A 13,382-nucleotide genomic window follows, 5' to 3' on the forward strand; every position below is an offset into this window, starting at 1 on the left:
CGTCGCGCGCGGGCTCGTGCACGCCCACGCGAACGGCGTCGTCCACCGGGACCTCACGCCGGGCAACGTCTTCCTCACCGACGAGGGCGGCCTGAAGATCCTCGACTTCGGCCTCGCCCGCCTCCTCGATCGCGCGAGCCTCGCCGGCGGCACGCCGGCCTACATGGCGCCAGAGCAGCTCCGGGGAGAGCCCGGCGACGCGCGCGCCGACGTGTTCAGCGCCGCGGTGATGCTCTTCCAGATGCTCGCCGGACGGCTCCCGTTCCCGCAGGTCGAGGGCCGGAGCGCGGCCCTCGATCCCGGCCCGCCGCCGCCGCTCCCCCTGCACGACGCGCCGCCCGAGCTCCCCGCGCTGCTCGCGAGCGCCCTCTCGAAGGATCCCGCCGGGCGCCCCCAGAGCGCGAGCGCCCTCCTCGCCGCCCTGCAGCGCGTGGAGGAGGCGTACACCGAGCGGGCCGCCGCCGCCTCCCGGGCGCTGCGCCACCGCCGGCTGCGCCGCGTCGCGGCGGTGCTCGGCACGATCACGATCGCCGCGGCCTCGGGCGCGGCGGCGCTCGCGCTCCGGGCGCGCGGCGAGGCCGAGCGCGCCCTGCGCGCCTCGCGCATCGCGAGCGCGGCGGAGGGCGCCTCCGACCCGCTCGCCGCGGCGCTCCTCATGACCGAGCTCGGCGAGGATCCGCCCGCCCGCGCGCTCGAGATCGCGCAGCGGATCCTGTCGGAGCCGATCCCCGTCGCCGTGCTCGACCACCCGCCGGGCGGCCTCGGGCTCGCGGTGAGCCCCGACGGCAGAGAGGTCGCCGTGGGGGTGGGCTCGGCGGAGGCGGCCGGCGGCGGCGCCCCGGCGGCGGGCGTGGCCATCTGGAACGCGGACGGCACCGGGGGCGCTCGCGTCCTCACCGCCCCGGGCCTGCACACGACCGCGCTCGCCTTCACGCCCGACGGGGCGCGCGTCGTCGTGGGGACGCACGACGGCGAGCTGAGGGTGTTCCGCGCGGACGCGAGCGGGAGGCCGCTCGTGCTGGCCGCCGGCTCGAGCCCGCACGCGGCGCTGGCGGTCGCGCCCGACGGCCGATCCGCCGCGGTCGGCGCGCTCGACGGGCGCGCCTGGATCGTCCCGCTCGACGGCGCGCGGCCGGCGCGCCCGCTCGTCCACGACGGGGCGGTGCTGACCCTCGCCTACGCACCGGACGGCGCGCGGCTCGCCACCGGCGGCGGAGACGGGCACCTGCGCGTGTTCGACACGCGCTCGGGCGCGCTGCTCGCGCGCGTGACCCTGCCCGGCGGTGCGATCTTCGCGCTCGCCTGGGCCCCCGACGGCGGCGCGATCGCGACGGCCTCCGAGGACGGGGTGGCGCGCCTCTTCTCCGACGGCGGCACGCCCCGCGCGGCGTTCGGCGCGGCGGGCGCGCCGCTCTCCTCCGTCGCGTTCAGCCCCGACTCGCGGCGGATCGTGATCGCCTCGCAGGACGGGTCCGCGCGGATCCACCCGGTCTCCGCGCCCGCCCAGCAGGTGCGCCTGCGCGGCCACCGCGGCGCCGTCATCGACGCGCGCTTCAGCCCCGACGGCGCGCACGTCCTCACCGTCGGCGCGGACGGGACCGCGCGCGTGTGGGCGGCCGACGGCGAGGGCACGCCGCTCGTGCTCCGCGGCCACACGGCCTTCGAGGCGGCGTTCTCTCCCGACGGATCGCGCATCTTCACGCGGGGGAAGGATCGGACGATCCGCGTCTGGAAGGCCGAGGACCCGCGGGAGCGCGGCGTCCTCCGCGGGCACGGCGAGCTCGTGGACACCGTCGAGTGGACGCGCGACGGCACGCGCATCGTCACCGCCGGGCACGACGGCACGGCGCGGATCTGGCCCATCCACGGGGACGGCGCCCCCCTCGTCATCTCCGACCCGGGTCGCGTGCTGCACTCGGCGGACCTGGATCGCGACGAGCGGCGGCTCGTGACGGCGTCGGAGGACGGGACGGTACGGCTCTGGGACGCCCGCGACGGGCGGCTGCTCCGCGAGCTGCGCGGCCACACGAGCTCGGTCCTCTCGGCGGCGTTCAGCCCCGACGGCACCCGCATCGCGAGCGCCTCGCTCGACGGGACCGTGCGCATCTGGCCCGCCGACGGAGACGGCGAGCCGCTCGTGCTGTACGGCCACGAGAAGGGCATCACCTCGGTGTGCTGGACGCCGGACGGCAAGTTCGTGGTCTCGGCCTCGCAGCTCGACGCCACCGTCCGCATCTGGCCGGTGGACGGCTCCCCGGCGAGCGTCATCCGCGCGGAGCGGAGCGTCTTCCGCGCGACGGTGACGCCCGACGGGACGCGCCTGCTCGTCGCCGAGGAGAACGGGCCGCTGCACGTGTACCGGCTCGAGCCGCTCGAGGAGCTGCCGCCCATCGCGGCGCTGCCGGAGGGGCTCTTCTCCGCGGCGGCGAGCCCGGACGGCGACCGCATCGCGCTCACCTCGCACGACGGCATCGTGCGCGTCTACCCGGCCTCGGGCACCGGCGAGCCGCTCATCCTGCGCGGCCACGACGGCAGCGTGGGGCACGCGGCGTTCAGCCCGGACGGCACCGAGCTCGCGACGGCCTCGGTCGACGGCACCGCTCGCGTGTGGACCGTCTCGTGGGGACGCGTGCTCGCCCTCCTGCGCGCCTCGACGACGGCGTGCCTGCCGGTGGCGCACCGGGTCCAGATCCTCGGGGAGAGCGCGGCGGAGGCGGAGCGCCGGGCCGGCGCGTGCGAGCAGCGCCACGGGCGGGCGCCCGAGCCCCGCCGGCCTCCGGAGGGAGAGCCGGGCGCCGGCCTTCCGCCGCCGACCTCGGCGCGGGGAGGATGACCGTGAACGCCCGCGCCCTCGCCGCCCTCTCCCTCGTGGCCGCGCTCGCCGCCGCGCCCGCGCACGCCGACGCGCCCACGCCACCGCGGCTCCCGCCCCCCGCTCCGGAGCCACCGCCGGCCGGCGCCGAGCGCGTCGAGGTCCGCGTCACGTTCCCGCCCTGGCAGTACACCGGCAAGTTCCGGCTCGAGACGGTCTCCGGCGACCTCCTCGACGAGGGGACGGCGCGGGACGACGGCGGGTTCGCGTCGCAGGCGACGGTGGAGCGCGTGCTCGAGGGCGCGCGCGGGACGCTCGTCCTCCGCGTGCAGCGCACCGCGAAGGTGCCGCGCTTCCCGGCGCTGTTCGGGCGCTGGACGGTCGTGGGCGGCACGGGCGCGTACGCGCGCGCGGTCGGCCGCGGCACGTTCACGAGCTGTGCGTCAGGTGAAGTCGGTAAGGGAAGTCCCTTCGAGCTACAGACGCTCGTGGGCTACGCGCGCCTCCGGTGATACCCCTGGCCCTGCGGTGGGCCCCCCAGGGACCGCGCCGGCGCGCGTCACGAGACTGCTTCTCGCTGCTCTAGATCATCGGGTGGTGGCAGCGCCCTCTGGAGGAGCGGAAAATGACGCGCGAGAAGCAGGAAGTCCTCTTTGCCGGGTTGCCGCGCAGGCGGCGTCTCGCCGGGTTCGTCACGATCGCTCTCTGGCTCGGTATCGCCGTCGCCTTCGCGACCGACCTGGTGCCCACGAAGTCGAGCGCCGAATGGCTGTACGGGGTCGAGGCGCGACGCGACGCCTACGCCCACGTCCTCGCTGCGCGCGCCGCGCAGCAGACCGACGCGCCGCGCCGCGCGCGGACGCCGCCGGCCACCGCTCAGCGAGACCGAGCGGCGGCTGTCGTCACGCCCGCCACGCTGCAGGTCCACACGCCGCCCGCGCTCTGCCAGGCGCCGTGACGCGGACGGTCAGCCTCGTCGACCGAGGAGCCAGAGCAGCAGCGTGAGGAGGATCGACAGGACGATCGACGTGCCGAGCGGGAGGTAGAGGCGGAAGCCGTCCCGCTCCACGGAGACGTCGCCCGGCAGCCGTCCGAGGCGAAGCCCGGGGAAGCGCTCGGCGAGGATGAGGAGGACCCCGGCGAGCGCGATGATCGCGCCGGCGAGGACGAGCATCCGGCCGAGGCCCCCGAGGCCACCCGCTGCCATGCACCCATCCTAGCGGAGGCGAGAGCGTGTCGCGAAGGGTGAGCCGACGGGGACCCCGGTTCGGCTCAGCCCTTCGCGGCTAGGGGGATCACCTCTGCGAGCGCGCCGAGGAAGGCGTCCACCTGCGCCTCCGTGTGCCCTGCGGTCAGCGTGACGCGCAGCCGGCTCGTGCCGCGCGGCACCGTGGGCGGGCGAATCGCGCGCACGTAGAAGCCGCGCTCGCGGAGCGCCTGGGACGCGGCGACGGCCCGGGCCTCGTCCCCGAGGATCACGGGGAAGATCGGCGCGACCACGCGCGCCACGTCGAACCCGAGCCGGGCCAAACCGGCCTTCATGCGCGCGACGAGCGCCCCGAGCCGCTCCCTGCGCTCCGGCTCCGACGCGACGATCCCGAGCGCGGCGAGCGCGGCGGCCGACGCCGCGGGCGCGGGGGCCGTGGTGAACACGAACGTCCGCGCGCGGGTGATCAGCAGATCGACGAGCCGCCGCTCCCCGGCCACGAACGCGCCGGCCGCGCCGAGCGCCTTGCCGAGCGTTCCCATGTGCACGTCGACGCGGTGGGCGATCCCGAGCGCCTCGGCCAGCCCGCCGCCCCGCGGCCCGAGCACGCCCTCCGCGTGCGCCTCGTCCACGTAGAGCATCGCGCCGTGCCGGTCGCAGAGCTCGGCGAGCTCGCGGAGCGGCGCGGCGTCGCCGTCCATGGAGAAGATCGCGTCGGTGACGACGAGCTTGCGCCGCGCGCGCGAGCGCGCGAGCAGGTCCGCGAGCTCCTGCACGTCGCAGTGCCGGTAGCGCACGAGCTCCGCGCGTGACAGGAGGCAGCCGTCGACGATGGACGCGTGGTTCAGCACGTCGGAGAAGACCGCGTCGTCGCGTCCGACCAGCGCCGGGGGGACGCCCGCGTTCGCGTGGTAGCCGGAGCCGAACAGGAGCGCGGCCTCCGCCCCGGCGTGCGCCGCGAGCGCCCGCTCGAGCGCGCCGTGCACCGGGAGATCGCCGGCGACGAGGCGCGAGGCGCCGCTCCCCGCCCCCTCGCGCTCGGCCGCGTCCGCGGCGGCGCGCCTGAGGCGCGGGTCGGCCGCGAGCGCGAGGTAGTCGTTCGAGCAGAGGTTCACGAGGCGGCGGCCGCCGAGCTCCACCTCCGGCCCCTGGGGCGAGCCGATCGGCTCGAGCGCGCGGCGGAGCCCCTTCGTCTCGAGCGCCTCGAGCTCGCGATCGATCCAGTCGAGCGAGGCGCGCCCCATCGGCTACGCGCAGCCGCCGCGCGGCGCGCCGACGACGGGCAGCGCCCGCTTCCCGCCCGGCTCGGCGGCGCGGCGGTTCCACTCGGCGTCGGCCGGGACCGTCCCGTCGAACGACCAGGCCCGGCCGGTGTCGGGCGCCCGGAGCGAGAGCCCCTGGGCCTCCACCATCTCCACCGTCTCGCCCGGACCGCGCCCCGCGCTCGTGAGGTAGTTGCCGACCATGGTGCCGTTCGCGCCGGCCCGGAAGATGAGGTGCTGGTGGACGCCGAGGTTCACCTCGCGGCCGCCCATCACGAAGATGTGCGCGGCCGGCATCATGAGGCGGAACACCGCGATCGCGGCGAGGCACTCCTCCGCGGTGATCGCGCTCACGTGCTCCATCGGCGTGCCGGGCCGCGGGTTCAGGAAGTTCATCGGCACGCAGTCGACGCCGAGCTCGCGGATGGTCTCGGCGAGCTCGACGCGCTGCTCGGGGGTCTCGCCCATCCCGAGGATGCCGCCCGAGCACAGCTGCAGGCCCTGCCGCTTCGCGGCGCGGATGGTCTCGAGCTGCTCGTCGTAGGTGTGCGTGGTGCAGACGTTCTCGAAGAAGCTGCGCGCCGTCTCGAGGTTGTGATGGTAGTGCATGAGCCCGGCGGCCTTGAGCCGGACGAGCTCCGGCTCGCGCACGAGGCCGAGCGACGCGCACGGCTCCACCGCCGTCTCGGCGCGCAGCTTCCGCACCGCCTCCTCGATCGCCGCGAGCTCGCTCTCCTTCGCGACGCGCGTGCCGGAGGTCACGATCGAGAACTCGCGCGCGCCGGCGCGCTCCGCGGCCTTCGCCTGGGCCACGATCTCCTCGGCCGGGACGAGCGGATAGACCGGCGCGTCCGCCGCGGGGAAGTGCGCCGACTGCGAGCAGAACCCGCAGTTCTCGGGGCAGCGGCCGCTCTTCGCGTTCGTGATGCCGCAGAGCGCCACCTCGTCGCCGTGGACGGCCCGGCGCACGGCCTCGGCGCGATCGAGCAGCGCCTCGAGCGCAGGGCCGGAGGTGTGGCGGATGAGCGTGCGCGCCTCGTCGGCGCCGATGGGCGTGATGCCGGGCGGGAGCGTGGTCTTGGCGGTCTCGCACATGGGAGCCGCACGATAGAGGCCGCCGATCCGCTCGTCAACCGACCGGTCAGGCAGGGGTTTACGACGCGCCGCGCCGACCTCCCCCCGCGGCCCGGCGGAGCGGAGCCGCCGGCTGCGTCGGCCCCGGAGCAGTGGCTAGCTTCTCGATCGGGAGGGAAACAATGCTCTGGACGATCACGATCCTGCTCGTCGTGCTGTGGGCCATCGGCATGGTCTCCGGCGCGACGCTGGGCTGGTGGATTCACCTGCTGCTCATCCTCGCGGTCATCTCGCTCATCTTCGCTGTGATGCGCCGCGGTTCCGCTGCGGTCTGACGCTGGCGGCGGCGTCGTCCCGTACGGACGGCGCCGCCGCGTCGTTCCTGCCGGTCGCCCGCCGGCCAGGCGAGCCAGCGCCGCGCCATTCGACGGAGCGTGACGCGCCGCGACGACACCGTCGCGACCGCGCGGTGCTCACGCGCGCGGCTGCGCGAGCGTCTCCGGCTCCCGGTCGGGCAGCCCGGCCTTCCTCAGGATCATCTCCGCCGGGCAGAACCCCGAGAAGGCGCTCTGCACGAGGTTCAGGCCCACGAAGGCCGTGAACCACAGGAAGCGGGCCGAGACGAAGAGCGGGCTCGCCTCGACGCCCAGGGCGAGGGAAAGAAGGACGAAGGTTCCCGCGAGGACGCGGACGGCGCGATCTACGGTCATCTCAGGTGTACTCCCGGGCGACCTCGGGTGGACGCCACGGAGGTCGGAGACGGAGCGACGCCGAAAGGGTTCGCCCCGCCGCCCCGACGCGGTCAGAGCCGCGTGCTAACGGTGCGCATGGCCCGCCCCGCCCCGAAGGCGAAGACCGTCTACGCCTGTGCCGAGTGCGGACAGACGAGCCCGAAGTGGCTCGGCCAGTGCCCGGCCTGCAAGCAGTGGAACACGATGCAGGAGGAGGTCGCCGCGCCGGAGCCGAGGGGTGCGTCGCCGCGCGGCTGGGGGGTCGCCAGCTCGGCGAGGCCGATCTCGCTCGCCGAGGTAGAGGCCCGGGAGGAGGACCGGCAGCGGACCGGCATCGGAGAGCTCGACCGCGTGCTCGGCGGCGGCGTCGTCCCGGGTGCGCTCGTCCTGCTCGGCGGAGACCCCGGCATCGGCAAGTCCACCCTGCTCCTCGCGGCGCTCGACCGCCTCGCGCGCGCCACCCCGGACCGGCCGGTGCTGTACGTCTCGGGCGAGGAGTCGGCGCGCCAGGTGAAGCTCCGCGCCGATCGGCTGGGGGTCGGTGCCCCGAACCTCCGCGTGCTCGCCGAGACCGACGCCCAGAAGGTGCTGCACGCGGCGGAGGCGCTCGCGCCCGCCGCGGTGGCGGTGGACTCCATCCAGACGCAGTACCTGCCCGAGCTGCAGAGCGCGCCCGGCACGGTGACGCAGATCCGCGAGGTCGCAGCGCGGTTCATGGCGTACGCCAAGACGAGCGAGACGCCGGTCTTCCTCGTGGGGCACGTGACGAAGGACGGCGCCATCGCCGGCCCGCGCGTCCTCGAGCACATGGTCGACACCGTCCTGTACTTCGAGGGCGGGGGCGCGCACCCGTACCGCGTGCTGCGGGCGCACAAGAACCGCTTCGGCTCGGCGAGCGAGATCGGCGTGTTCGAGATGAAGGCCGGCGGGCTCGCCGAGGTCACGAACCCGTCGGCGCTGTTCCTCGCCGAGCGCCCCGAGGACGCGCCGGGCAGCGCCGTGGCCGCGGTGCTGAACGGGACGCGCACCCTGCTCGTCGAGATCCAGGCGCTCGTCGCGCCGACCGGCTTCGGCACCCCCCGCCGCACGGCGCTCGGGATCGACTCGAACCGGGTGGCCCTCCTCGCGGCGGTGCTCGAGAAGAAGGTCGGGATGGAGATCCTGGGCTGCGATCTCTTCGTGAACGTCGCCGGGGGGCTGTCGGTGGACGATCCCGCCGCGGATCTCGCCGCCGTGGCCGCGCTCGCCTCGAGCTTCCGCGATCGCGCGCTGCCGCGGCGGACGCTCGTGCTCGGCGAGGTCGGCCTCGCGGGTGAGGTCCGCGCCGTCTCCCAGCCCGAGATCCGCCTCGCCGAGGCGGCGCGGCTCGGCTTCGAGCGCGCCATCATCCCGGCCGCGAGCGCGCGCCACGCCGAGGTGCCGGCGGGGATCGAGATCGTCGGGGTGGACACCGTCGCGGACGCGCTCGATCGGTTGGGGTGACCGCCGCGCCAGCGCAGCAGCCCGGGATCGTGCGCCGACTCAGGCCGACTGGACTGCCTTTCGCCACTTCGCGAGATGCCCCTCGCGCTCGACCGGCTTCATCCTCGGGTCGAAGCGCTTGCCGACCTTCCACGCCTTGCGGATCTCCTCGCGATCCTTCCAGAACCCGGTCGCGAGGCCGGCGAGGAACGCGGCGCCGAGGGCGGTGGTGTCGATCATGCGCGGGCGCTCGACGGGCACGTCGAGCAGGTCCGCCTGGAACTGCATGAGCAGGTCGTTCTGCGAGGCGCCGCCGTCCACCTTGAAGACCGGGTAGGCCTTGCCCGCCTCGGCCCGCATCGCCTCGGCGAGATCGTAGATGAGGAACGCGATGCCCTCGAGCGTGGCGCGGGCGAGGTGCGCGGCGGTGACGCCCCGGTCGATGCCGCGGATGACGCCGCGGGCCTCGGGGCGCCAGTGCGGCGCGCCGAGCCCGGCGAGCGCCGGGACGAACACGAGGTCGCCCGTGTCCTTCACCTGCCTCGCGAGCACCTCGACGTCCGGCGTCTTCTTGAACAGGCCGAGCCCATCCCGCAGCCACTGCACGGCGGCCCCCGCGATGAAGGAGGAGCCCTCGAGCGCGTAGGTCACCTCGCCGGCGACGTCCCAGGCGACGGTGGTGAGGAGGCCGCGCGACGACAGGAGGGGCTCCTTCCCGATGTTCTGGAGCAGGAACGCGCCCGTGCCGTAGGTGCACTTCGCCTCGCCGGGCTGGAAGCACGCCTGGCCGAACAGCGCCGCCTGCTGGTCGCCCGCCATGCCCGCGACCGGGATCCCGTCCGGCAGGACCTTCACGTTCCGCGTGACACCGTACACGTGCGAGGAGGGGACGATCTCGGGCAGGACGTTGCGCGGCACGCCGAACAGGTCCAGGAGCTCGCGGTCCCACGCGCGCGTGCGCAGGTCCATGAGCAGCGTGCGGCTCGCGTTCGACACGTCCGTCACGTGGGTGGCGCCGTTCGTGAGGCGCCAGACGAGGTAGCTGTCGATCGTCCCGAACGCCGCCGCGCCCGAGTCCGCCCGCTCGCGCAGGCCGCGGACGTTGTCGAGGAGCCAGCGCATCTTGGTCGCGGAGAAGTAGGGATCGATGACGAGCCCGGTCTTCTCGCGCACCCGCGGCTCGTGCCCCTCCGCCTTGAGCAAGGCGCACACGTCGGTGGTGCGCCGGTCCTGCCAGACGATGGCGTGGTGCAGCGCGCGCCCCGAGATCCGATCCCAGGCCGCGGTCGTCTCGCGCTGGTTCGTGATCCCGATCGCGGCGATGTCCCGACCGGTGAGGCCCGCCTCGCGCAGCGCGCGCTGGACCGTCGCGATCGTCGAGCCCCAGATGTCGTCGAGATCGTGCTCCACCCAGCCCGGCTTCGGGAAGATCTGCCGGAACTCCTGGTTCACCCGCGCGCGGAGCCCGAGCCGCTTGTCGAGGACGAGGACGGTCGTCCCGGTCGTCCCCTGGTCGATCGCCATCACGTAGGAAGCCATGCTCACCTCGCGCGCGGGCTCCACCCCGGCCCGCGTCGCCTCGTGCCGCCGCTCCGCTCCCGCGCCCGGGCGCCGTCGTCGCCGCGCGTCCTCCGCCCCGGCTCCGGCGTGGCGCGCGCCCCCGGCACGGGGAGGCTCGTCAGGAAGCGCGCGGTCACGTCGGCGCAGAGATCGCGCTCCACGTCGATCCCGACGAGGTGCCAGCTGTCCTCGAGGACCACGAGCTCGGCCGGCCCGCTCCCGATGCGCCGCGCGATCCGCCGGGCCCCGCCGACGGTGACGGTGTGATCGCGCGCCCCGGCGACGACCAGCGCGGGCGCGGCGATGCCCGGTAGCTGGCGGTCCACGTGCGCGGCGAGCGCGGCGAGCTCCGCGACCGCACCGAGCGGCACGCCGCCGAGGGTCGGGGCGCGGTTGCGCTCGCGCATTTCGGGATCGCGGACGTCCGAGCCCGCCTCCTTGGGGACGACGATGCGCGAGACAGGCCCGAGCCGCGCCAGCAAGGCGCCGAGGCGGCCGTGGAGCTGGAGCTCGAGCGCGGGGGCGAGGAGGACGAGGCCGTCGACGCGCTCAGGGTGATCGTGGGCGAGCGCGCAGGCGACGAGCGCGCCCATCGAGCAGCCGACCACGAACGTGCGCCGCGCGCCCTCGAGCCGGCCGAGCTCCCGGCGCGCCTTCGCGATCCACTCCGACCACGGCACGCCGAGCAGGTCCCGGGGGTCGCCGCCGTGCCCCGCCATGACCGGCGCGAGGCAGCGCATGCCGGTGTCGGCGAGGCGGCGCGCCACGACGTGCATCTCGAAGGTGGAGCCCGTGAGCCCGTGCAGGAGCAGGACGGCGTCCGGGCCGCCGCGCAGCTCGAACTCCCTCCCGTGCTCGATGCCCGTGCGTGCCAACCGAACGATCGCTTACCCCTGGACGGGCTACGTTTCAATGCTCCCGGTGCGACGGCCCCGTCCAGGCAGCGCTCCCGGCGCCGGCATGCTAACACCGCGGCATGTCCGACAAGCCCGGCGTCCCGCCGCACGCGATCCAGCTCCAGCTCGAGATCGACCCCGTCACGGCGAACGGAGTGTTCGTCAACATGGCGATGGTGAACCACACCGAGACCGAGTTCACCCTCGACCTCATCTACATCCAGCCGCAGGCGCCGAAGGCGACCGTCCGCTCGCGGATCATCACGACGCCCAAGCACATGAAGCGGCTCATGCTCGCGATCCAGGACAACGTCGCGAAGTACGAGGCGCGCTTCGGCGAGCTGGACCTCGGCGACACGCCTCACTTCCCCCACGGAGGCGCGGTGGCGTGACGCCGGCGAGCCACGCCGTCTCCCGCCCCCTCCCGCTCGGGGTTCGTGCGTCGCCGCCCCTGCTCGTCGCGTCCCATCACGGCTCCGCCGGACGCGGCGACGCCCCGGCGCTCGCCTCGCTCGGCGGTCCTCCACGGAGCGTTTCATGAAGATCTCCTCCCCGCTCCTCGGCACCACGTTCGAGCTGCCGGAGCGCCCCGGGCGCATCGTCTCCCTGGTCTCGTCCGCCACCGAGACGCTCTTCGCGCTCGGCGCGGGCGACGCGGTGGTGGGCGTCACGCCCTACTGCGCGCGCTACGTGCCCGGCCTCGGCGCGCCCGTGGTCGCCGACTACGTCTCCGGCGACCCCGAGGCGATCCGCGCCGTCCGCCCCGAGCTCGTCGTGGCGACCGACGGCGTGCAGCTCCCGCTGGCGCGCCGGCTCGCGGCGGCGGGGCTCCCGGTGGCGCTCCTGCCCGTGCCGCAGAGCCGGTTCGGCATCCTCGAGAACACCGTCGCGCTCGGGGCGCTCACCGGGCGGCTCGCCGAGGCGCGCGCGCTCTGCGACCGGCTCGAGCGCGCGTGCGCCGAGCTCGTCGCCTCCGCTCCCTCCCCGCGGCCACGCGCGTACGCGGAGCTGTGGTTCGGCCGCCACCTGCGGCGTCCCGGGGGGCGCGCATTCGTGCACGACCTGCTCTGGCTCGCGGGGCTCGAGCCCGTGCACGGCGATCGGCCGGACGCGTACGCCCCGCCGGAGCTCGACGAGGTGCCGGGCCTCGCGCCGGCCTGGGTGATCGTGTTCTCCGAGCCCGAGCACCCGATCGACGCGGAGGCGCTCGTGCGCGAGCGCGGCTGGGATCGTGCCTTCGCGCCACGCGTGCTCGCGTCCACCACCGAGCGCGGGCGGAACCTCATCCACGACGGCCCGTCGTTCGTCGAGACGGCGGCGTGGCTGCGCGACGCGACCGCCGCGTGAGCGCGCGGCCGCCGCGCGGCCGCCGCGGCCGGGCCTGAACCCCCGTTCCGTGGACGGTCCAAAGGATCCCGCGGGGTTGGGACCGGCACAGGCGCTGCTCTCCTGCCGCTCGCGCGCACGACCGCGCGCTCGAACGGAACGGAGAGAGAGATGAGCGACACGAACGACAAGGGCGGCGCCCGCAAGCTCGCGGTCTACGCCATCCCCGACAGCGCGAACGGCGAGCGGACCTGGTGGCCGAAGATCGGCGTCGCGTTCACGAACAGGGACGGCAGCATCGCGATCCTGCTCGACGCCTTGCCCCTCGGGACGAACAAGCTCCAGGTGCGCGAGCTGCGCGAGGACGGGCGGCCCGCGGGGAACGGAGCGCCGCGCCGCGCGGGGCTCGAGACCGTCGAGGTGCGGCCGTGAGGCGGGCCCTCCTCGCCGCGGTCGCCGCCGCGGTGCTGCTCCTCGCGGGCCCCGCGCTCGCCGCGAAGAGAGCGCTCGGCCCGGGCGAGCGGATCGACCTCAACCGCGCGAGCGTCGCCGAGCTCATGCGCCTGCCGGGCGTCGGAGAGAAGCGCGCCCAGGCGATCGTCGCTCAGCGGGCCCGCCAGCCGTTCCGCCGGCCGGAGGACGTGCTCGTCGTGAAGGGGATCGGCCCCGCGTGGCTCGCGAAGGTGAAGGCGAACGTCGCCGTGGGCTCCGCTCCGTCCGGCACCGCTGCGGTGACCGCACGGAAGTGAAGGCACCCGGATTCGCTCGGGGACCCGGCCGGCGCATGCACTCTCCGGCCGGGTGCCCCGGCGACGCCCCGCGGGGTCCTGCTTGACACCCGGCGCGGGCGGGCGCTACTCGTGGCTTCGATTCAGCGGCACGGAGGAACAGGGAAGCCGGTCGAAGTCCGGCGCGGTCCCGCCACTGTAGCCGGGTGAAGGTGCCTCGGAAGTCGCCACTGCCGCAGCCCAATCGCGGTGGGAAGGTGGAGGTACCGAGCGGAGCGTCCCTCCGCGACCCGGGAGCCAGGAGACCTCCCTCCGAGCCTGTCGC

The 13,382-nt window shown here is 75.2% G+C and carries 15 protein-coding genes and 1 riboswitch; of the genes, 9 read left to right on the plus strand and 6 right to left on the minus strand.

Annotated features, from left to right (window positions below):
- From MNZ39_RS09560 to MNZ39_RS09570, 3 genes are all read left to right on the plus strand, one after another.
- Positions 1–2,833 (plus strand): protein kinase (locus tag MNZ39_RS09560; protein ID WP_242337769.1); only part of this gene is annotated, 2,833 nt, incomplete at its 5' end.
- Between the two features lie 2 nt (positions 2,834–2,835).
- Complete coding sequence (locus MNZ39_RS09565) at positions 2,836–3,324, plus strand: hypothetical protein (protein ID WP_374109391.1); 489 nt, start codon at positions 2,836–2,838, stop codon at positions 3,322–3,324.
- 113 nt (positions 3,325–3,437) lie between these two features.
- On the plus strand, positions 3,438–3,770 hold the full coding sequence (locus tag MNZ39_RS09570; RefSeq protein ID WP_242337773.1) for a hypothetical protein: 333 nt from the start codon (positions 3,438–3,440) through the stop codon (positions 3,768–3,770).
- Positions 3,771–3,779: 9 nt separating this feature from the next.
- Here the strand turns inward: MNZ39_RS09570 and MNZ39_RS09575 are convergent, their stop codons facing one another.
- The 3 genes from MNZ39_RS09575 to bioB form a co-directional block, all read right to left on the minus strand.
- Positions 3,780–4,019, minus strand: a complete 240-nt coding sequence (locus MNZ39_RS09575; protein WP_242337775.1) for a DUF2905 domain-containing protein — start codon at positions 4,017–4,019, stop codon at positions 3,780–3,782.
- A 65-nt stretch (positions 4,020–4,084) separates the two neighbouring features.
- Positions 4,085–5,263, minus strand: a complete 1,179-nt coding sequence (bioF, locus tag MNZ39_RS09580; protein WP_242337777.1) for an 8-amino-7-oxononanoate synthase — start codon at positions 5,261–5,263, stop codon at positions 4,085–4,087.
- A 3-nt stretch (positions 5,264–5,266) separates the two neighbouring features.
- Positions 5,267–6,376, minus strand: coding sequence for a biotin synthase BioB (gene bioB, locus MNZ39_RS09585; RefSeq protein ID WP_242337779.1), 1,110 nt, complete (start codon positions 6,374–6,376; stop codon positions 5,267–5,269).
- Between the two features lie 161 nt (positions 6,377–6,537).
- Here bioB and MNZ39_RS09590 point away from each other — a divergent pair, with 161 nt between their 5' ends.
- The gene (locus tag MNZ39_RS09590; RefSeq protein ID WP_242337781.1) at positions 6,538–6,690 is read left to right on the plus strand and encodes a lmo0937 family membrane protein; all 153 of its coding nucleotides are present in this window, start codon (positions 6,538–6,540) and stop codon (positions 6,688–6,690) included.
- A gap of 138 nt (positions 6,691–6,828) precedes the next feature.
- Here the strand turns inward: MNZ39_RS09590 and MNZ39_RS09595 are convergent, their stop codons facing one another.
- On the minus strand, positions 6,829–7,065 hold the full coding sequence (locus MNZ39_RS09595; protein WP_242337783.1) for a DUF2892 domain-containing protein: 237 nt from the start codon (positions 7,063–7,065) through the stop codon (positions 6,829–6,831).
- A 117-nt stretch (positions 7,066–7,182) separates the two neighbouring features.
- On the opposite strand from MNZ39_RS09595, the gene radA reads away from it, so the two are divergent.
- Positions 7,183–8,568 (plus strand): DNA repair protein RadA, encoded by a 1,386-nt coding sequence (gene radA, locus MNZ39_RS09600; RefSeq protein ID WP_242337785.1) that lies wholly within the window; start codon positions 7,183–7,185, stop codon positions 8,566–8,568.
- Between the two features lie 39 nt (positions 8,569–8,607).
- Here radA and glpK read toward each other — a convergent pair whose 3' ends face one another.
- Positions 8,608–10,086 (minus strand): glycerol kinase GlpK, encoded by a 1,479-nt coding sequence (glpK, locus tag MNZ39_RS09605; RefSeq protein WP_242337787.1) that lies wholly within the window; start codon positions 10,084–10,086, stop codon positions 8,608–8,610.
- A gap of 2 nt (positions 10,087–10,088) precedes the next feature.
- Positions 10,089–10,982 (minus strand): carboxylesterase, encoded by an 894-nt coding sequence (locus tag MNZ39_RS09610; protein WP_242337789.1) that lies wholly within the window; start codon positions 10,980–10,982, stop codon positions 10,089–10,091.
- A gap of 101 nt (positions 10,983–11,083) precedes the next feature.
- On the opposite strand from MNZ39_RS09610, the gene MNZ39_RS09615 reads away from it, so the two are divergent.
- From MNZ39_RS09615 to MNZ39_RS09630, 4 genes are all read left to right on the plus strand, one after another.
- A complete protein-coding gene (locus MNZ39_RS09615) occupies positions 11,084–11,395 on the plus strand; it encodes a DUF3467 domain-containing protein (protein WP_242337791.1) in 312 nt (103 codons plus the stop codon).
- 145 nt (positions 11,396–11,540) lie between these two features.
- Complete coding sequence (locus MNZ39_RS09620) at positions 11,541–12,350, plus strand: ABC transporter substrate-binding protein (protein WP_242337793.1); 810 nt, start codon at positions 11,541–11,543, stop codon at positions 12,348–12,350.
- A gap of 150 nt (positions 12,351–12,500) precedes the next feature.
- Positions 12,501–12,761, plus strand: coding sequence for a hypothetical protein (locus MNZ39_RS09625; RefSeq protein WP_242337795.1), 261 nt, complete (start codon positions 12,501–12,503; stop codon positions 12,759–12,761).
- Complete coding sequence (locus tag MNZ39_RS09630; RefSeq protein ID WP_242337797.1) at positions 12,758–13,078, plus strand: helix-hairpin-helix domain-containing protein; 321 nt, start codon at positions 12,758–12,760, stop codon at positions 13,076–13,078. The genes MNZ39_RS09625 and MNZ39_RS09630 overlap by 4 nt, the downstream gene beginning before the upstream one ends.
- Before the next feature lie 112 nt (positions 13,079–13,190).
- Positions 13,191–13,369: riboswitch (cobalamin riboswitch) on the plus strand.
- Positions 13,370–13,382: the final 13 nt, after the last annotated feature.

The organism is Anaeromyxobacter sp. SG66, assembly GCF_022690805.1.
Classification (GTDB): Bacteria; Myxococcota; Myxococcia; order Myxococcales; family Anaeromyxobacteraceae; genus Anaeromyxobacter; species Anaeromyxobacter soli.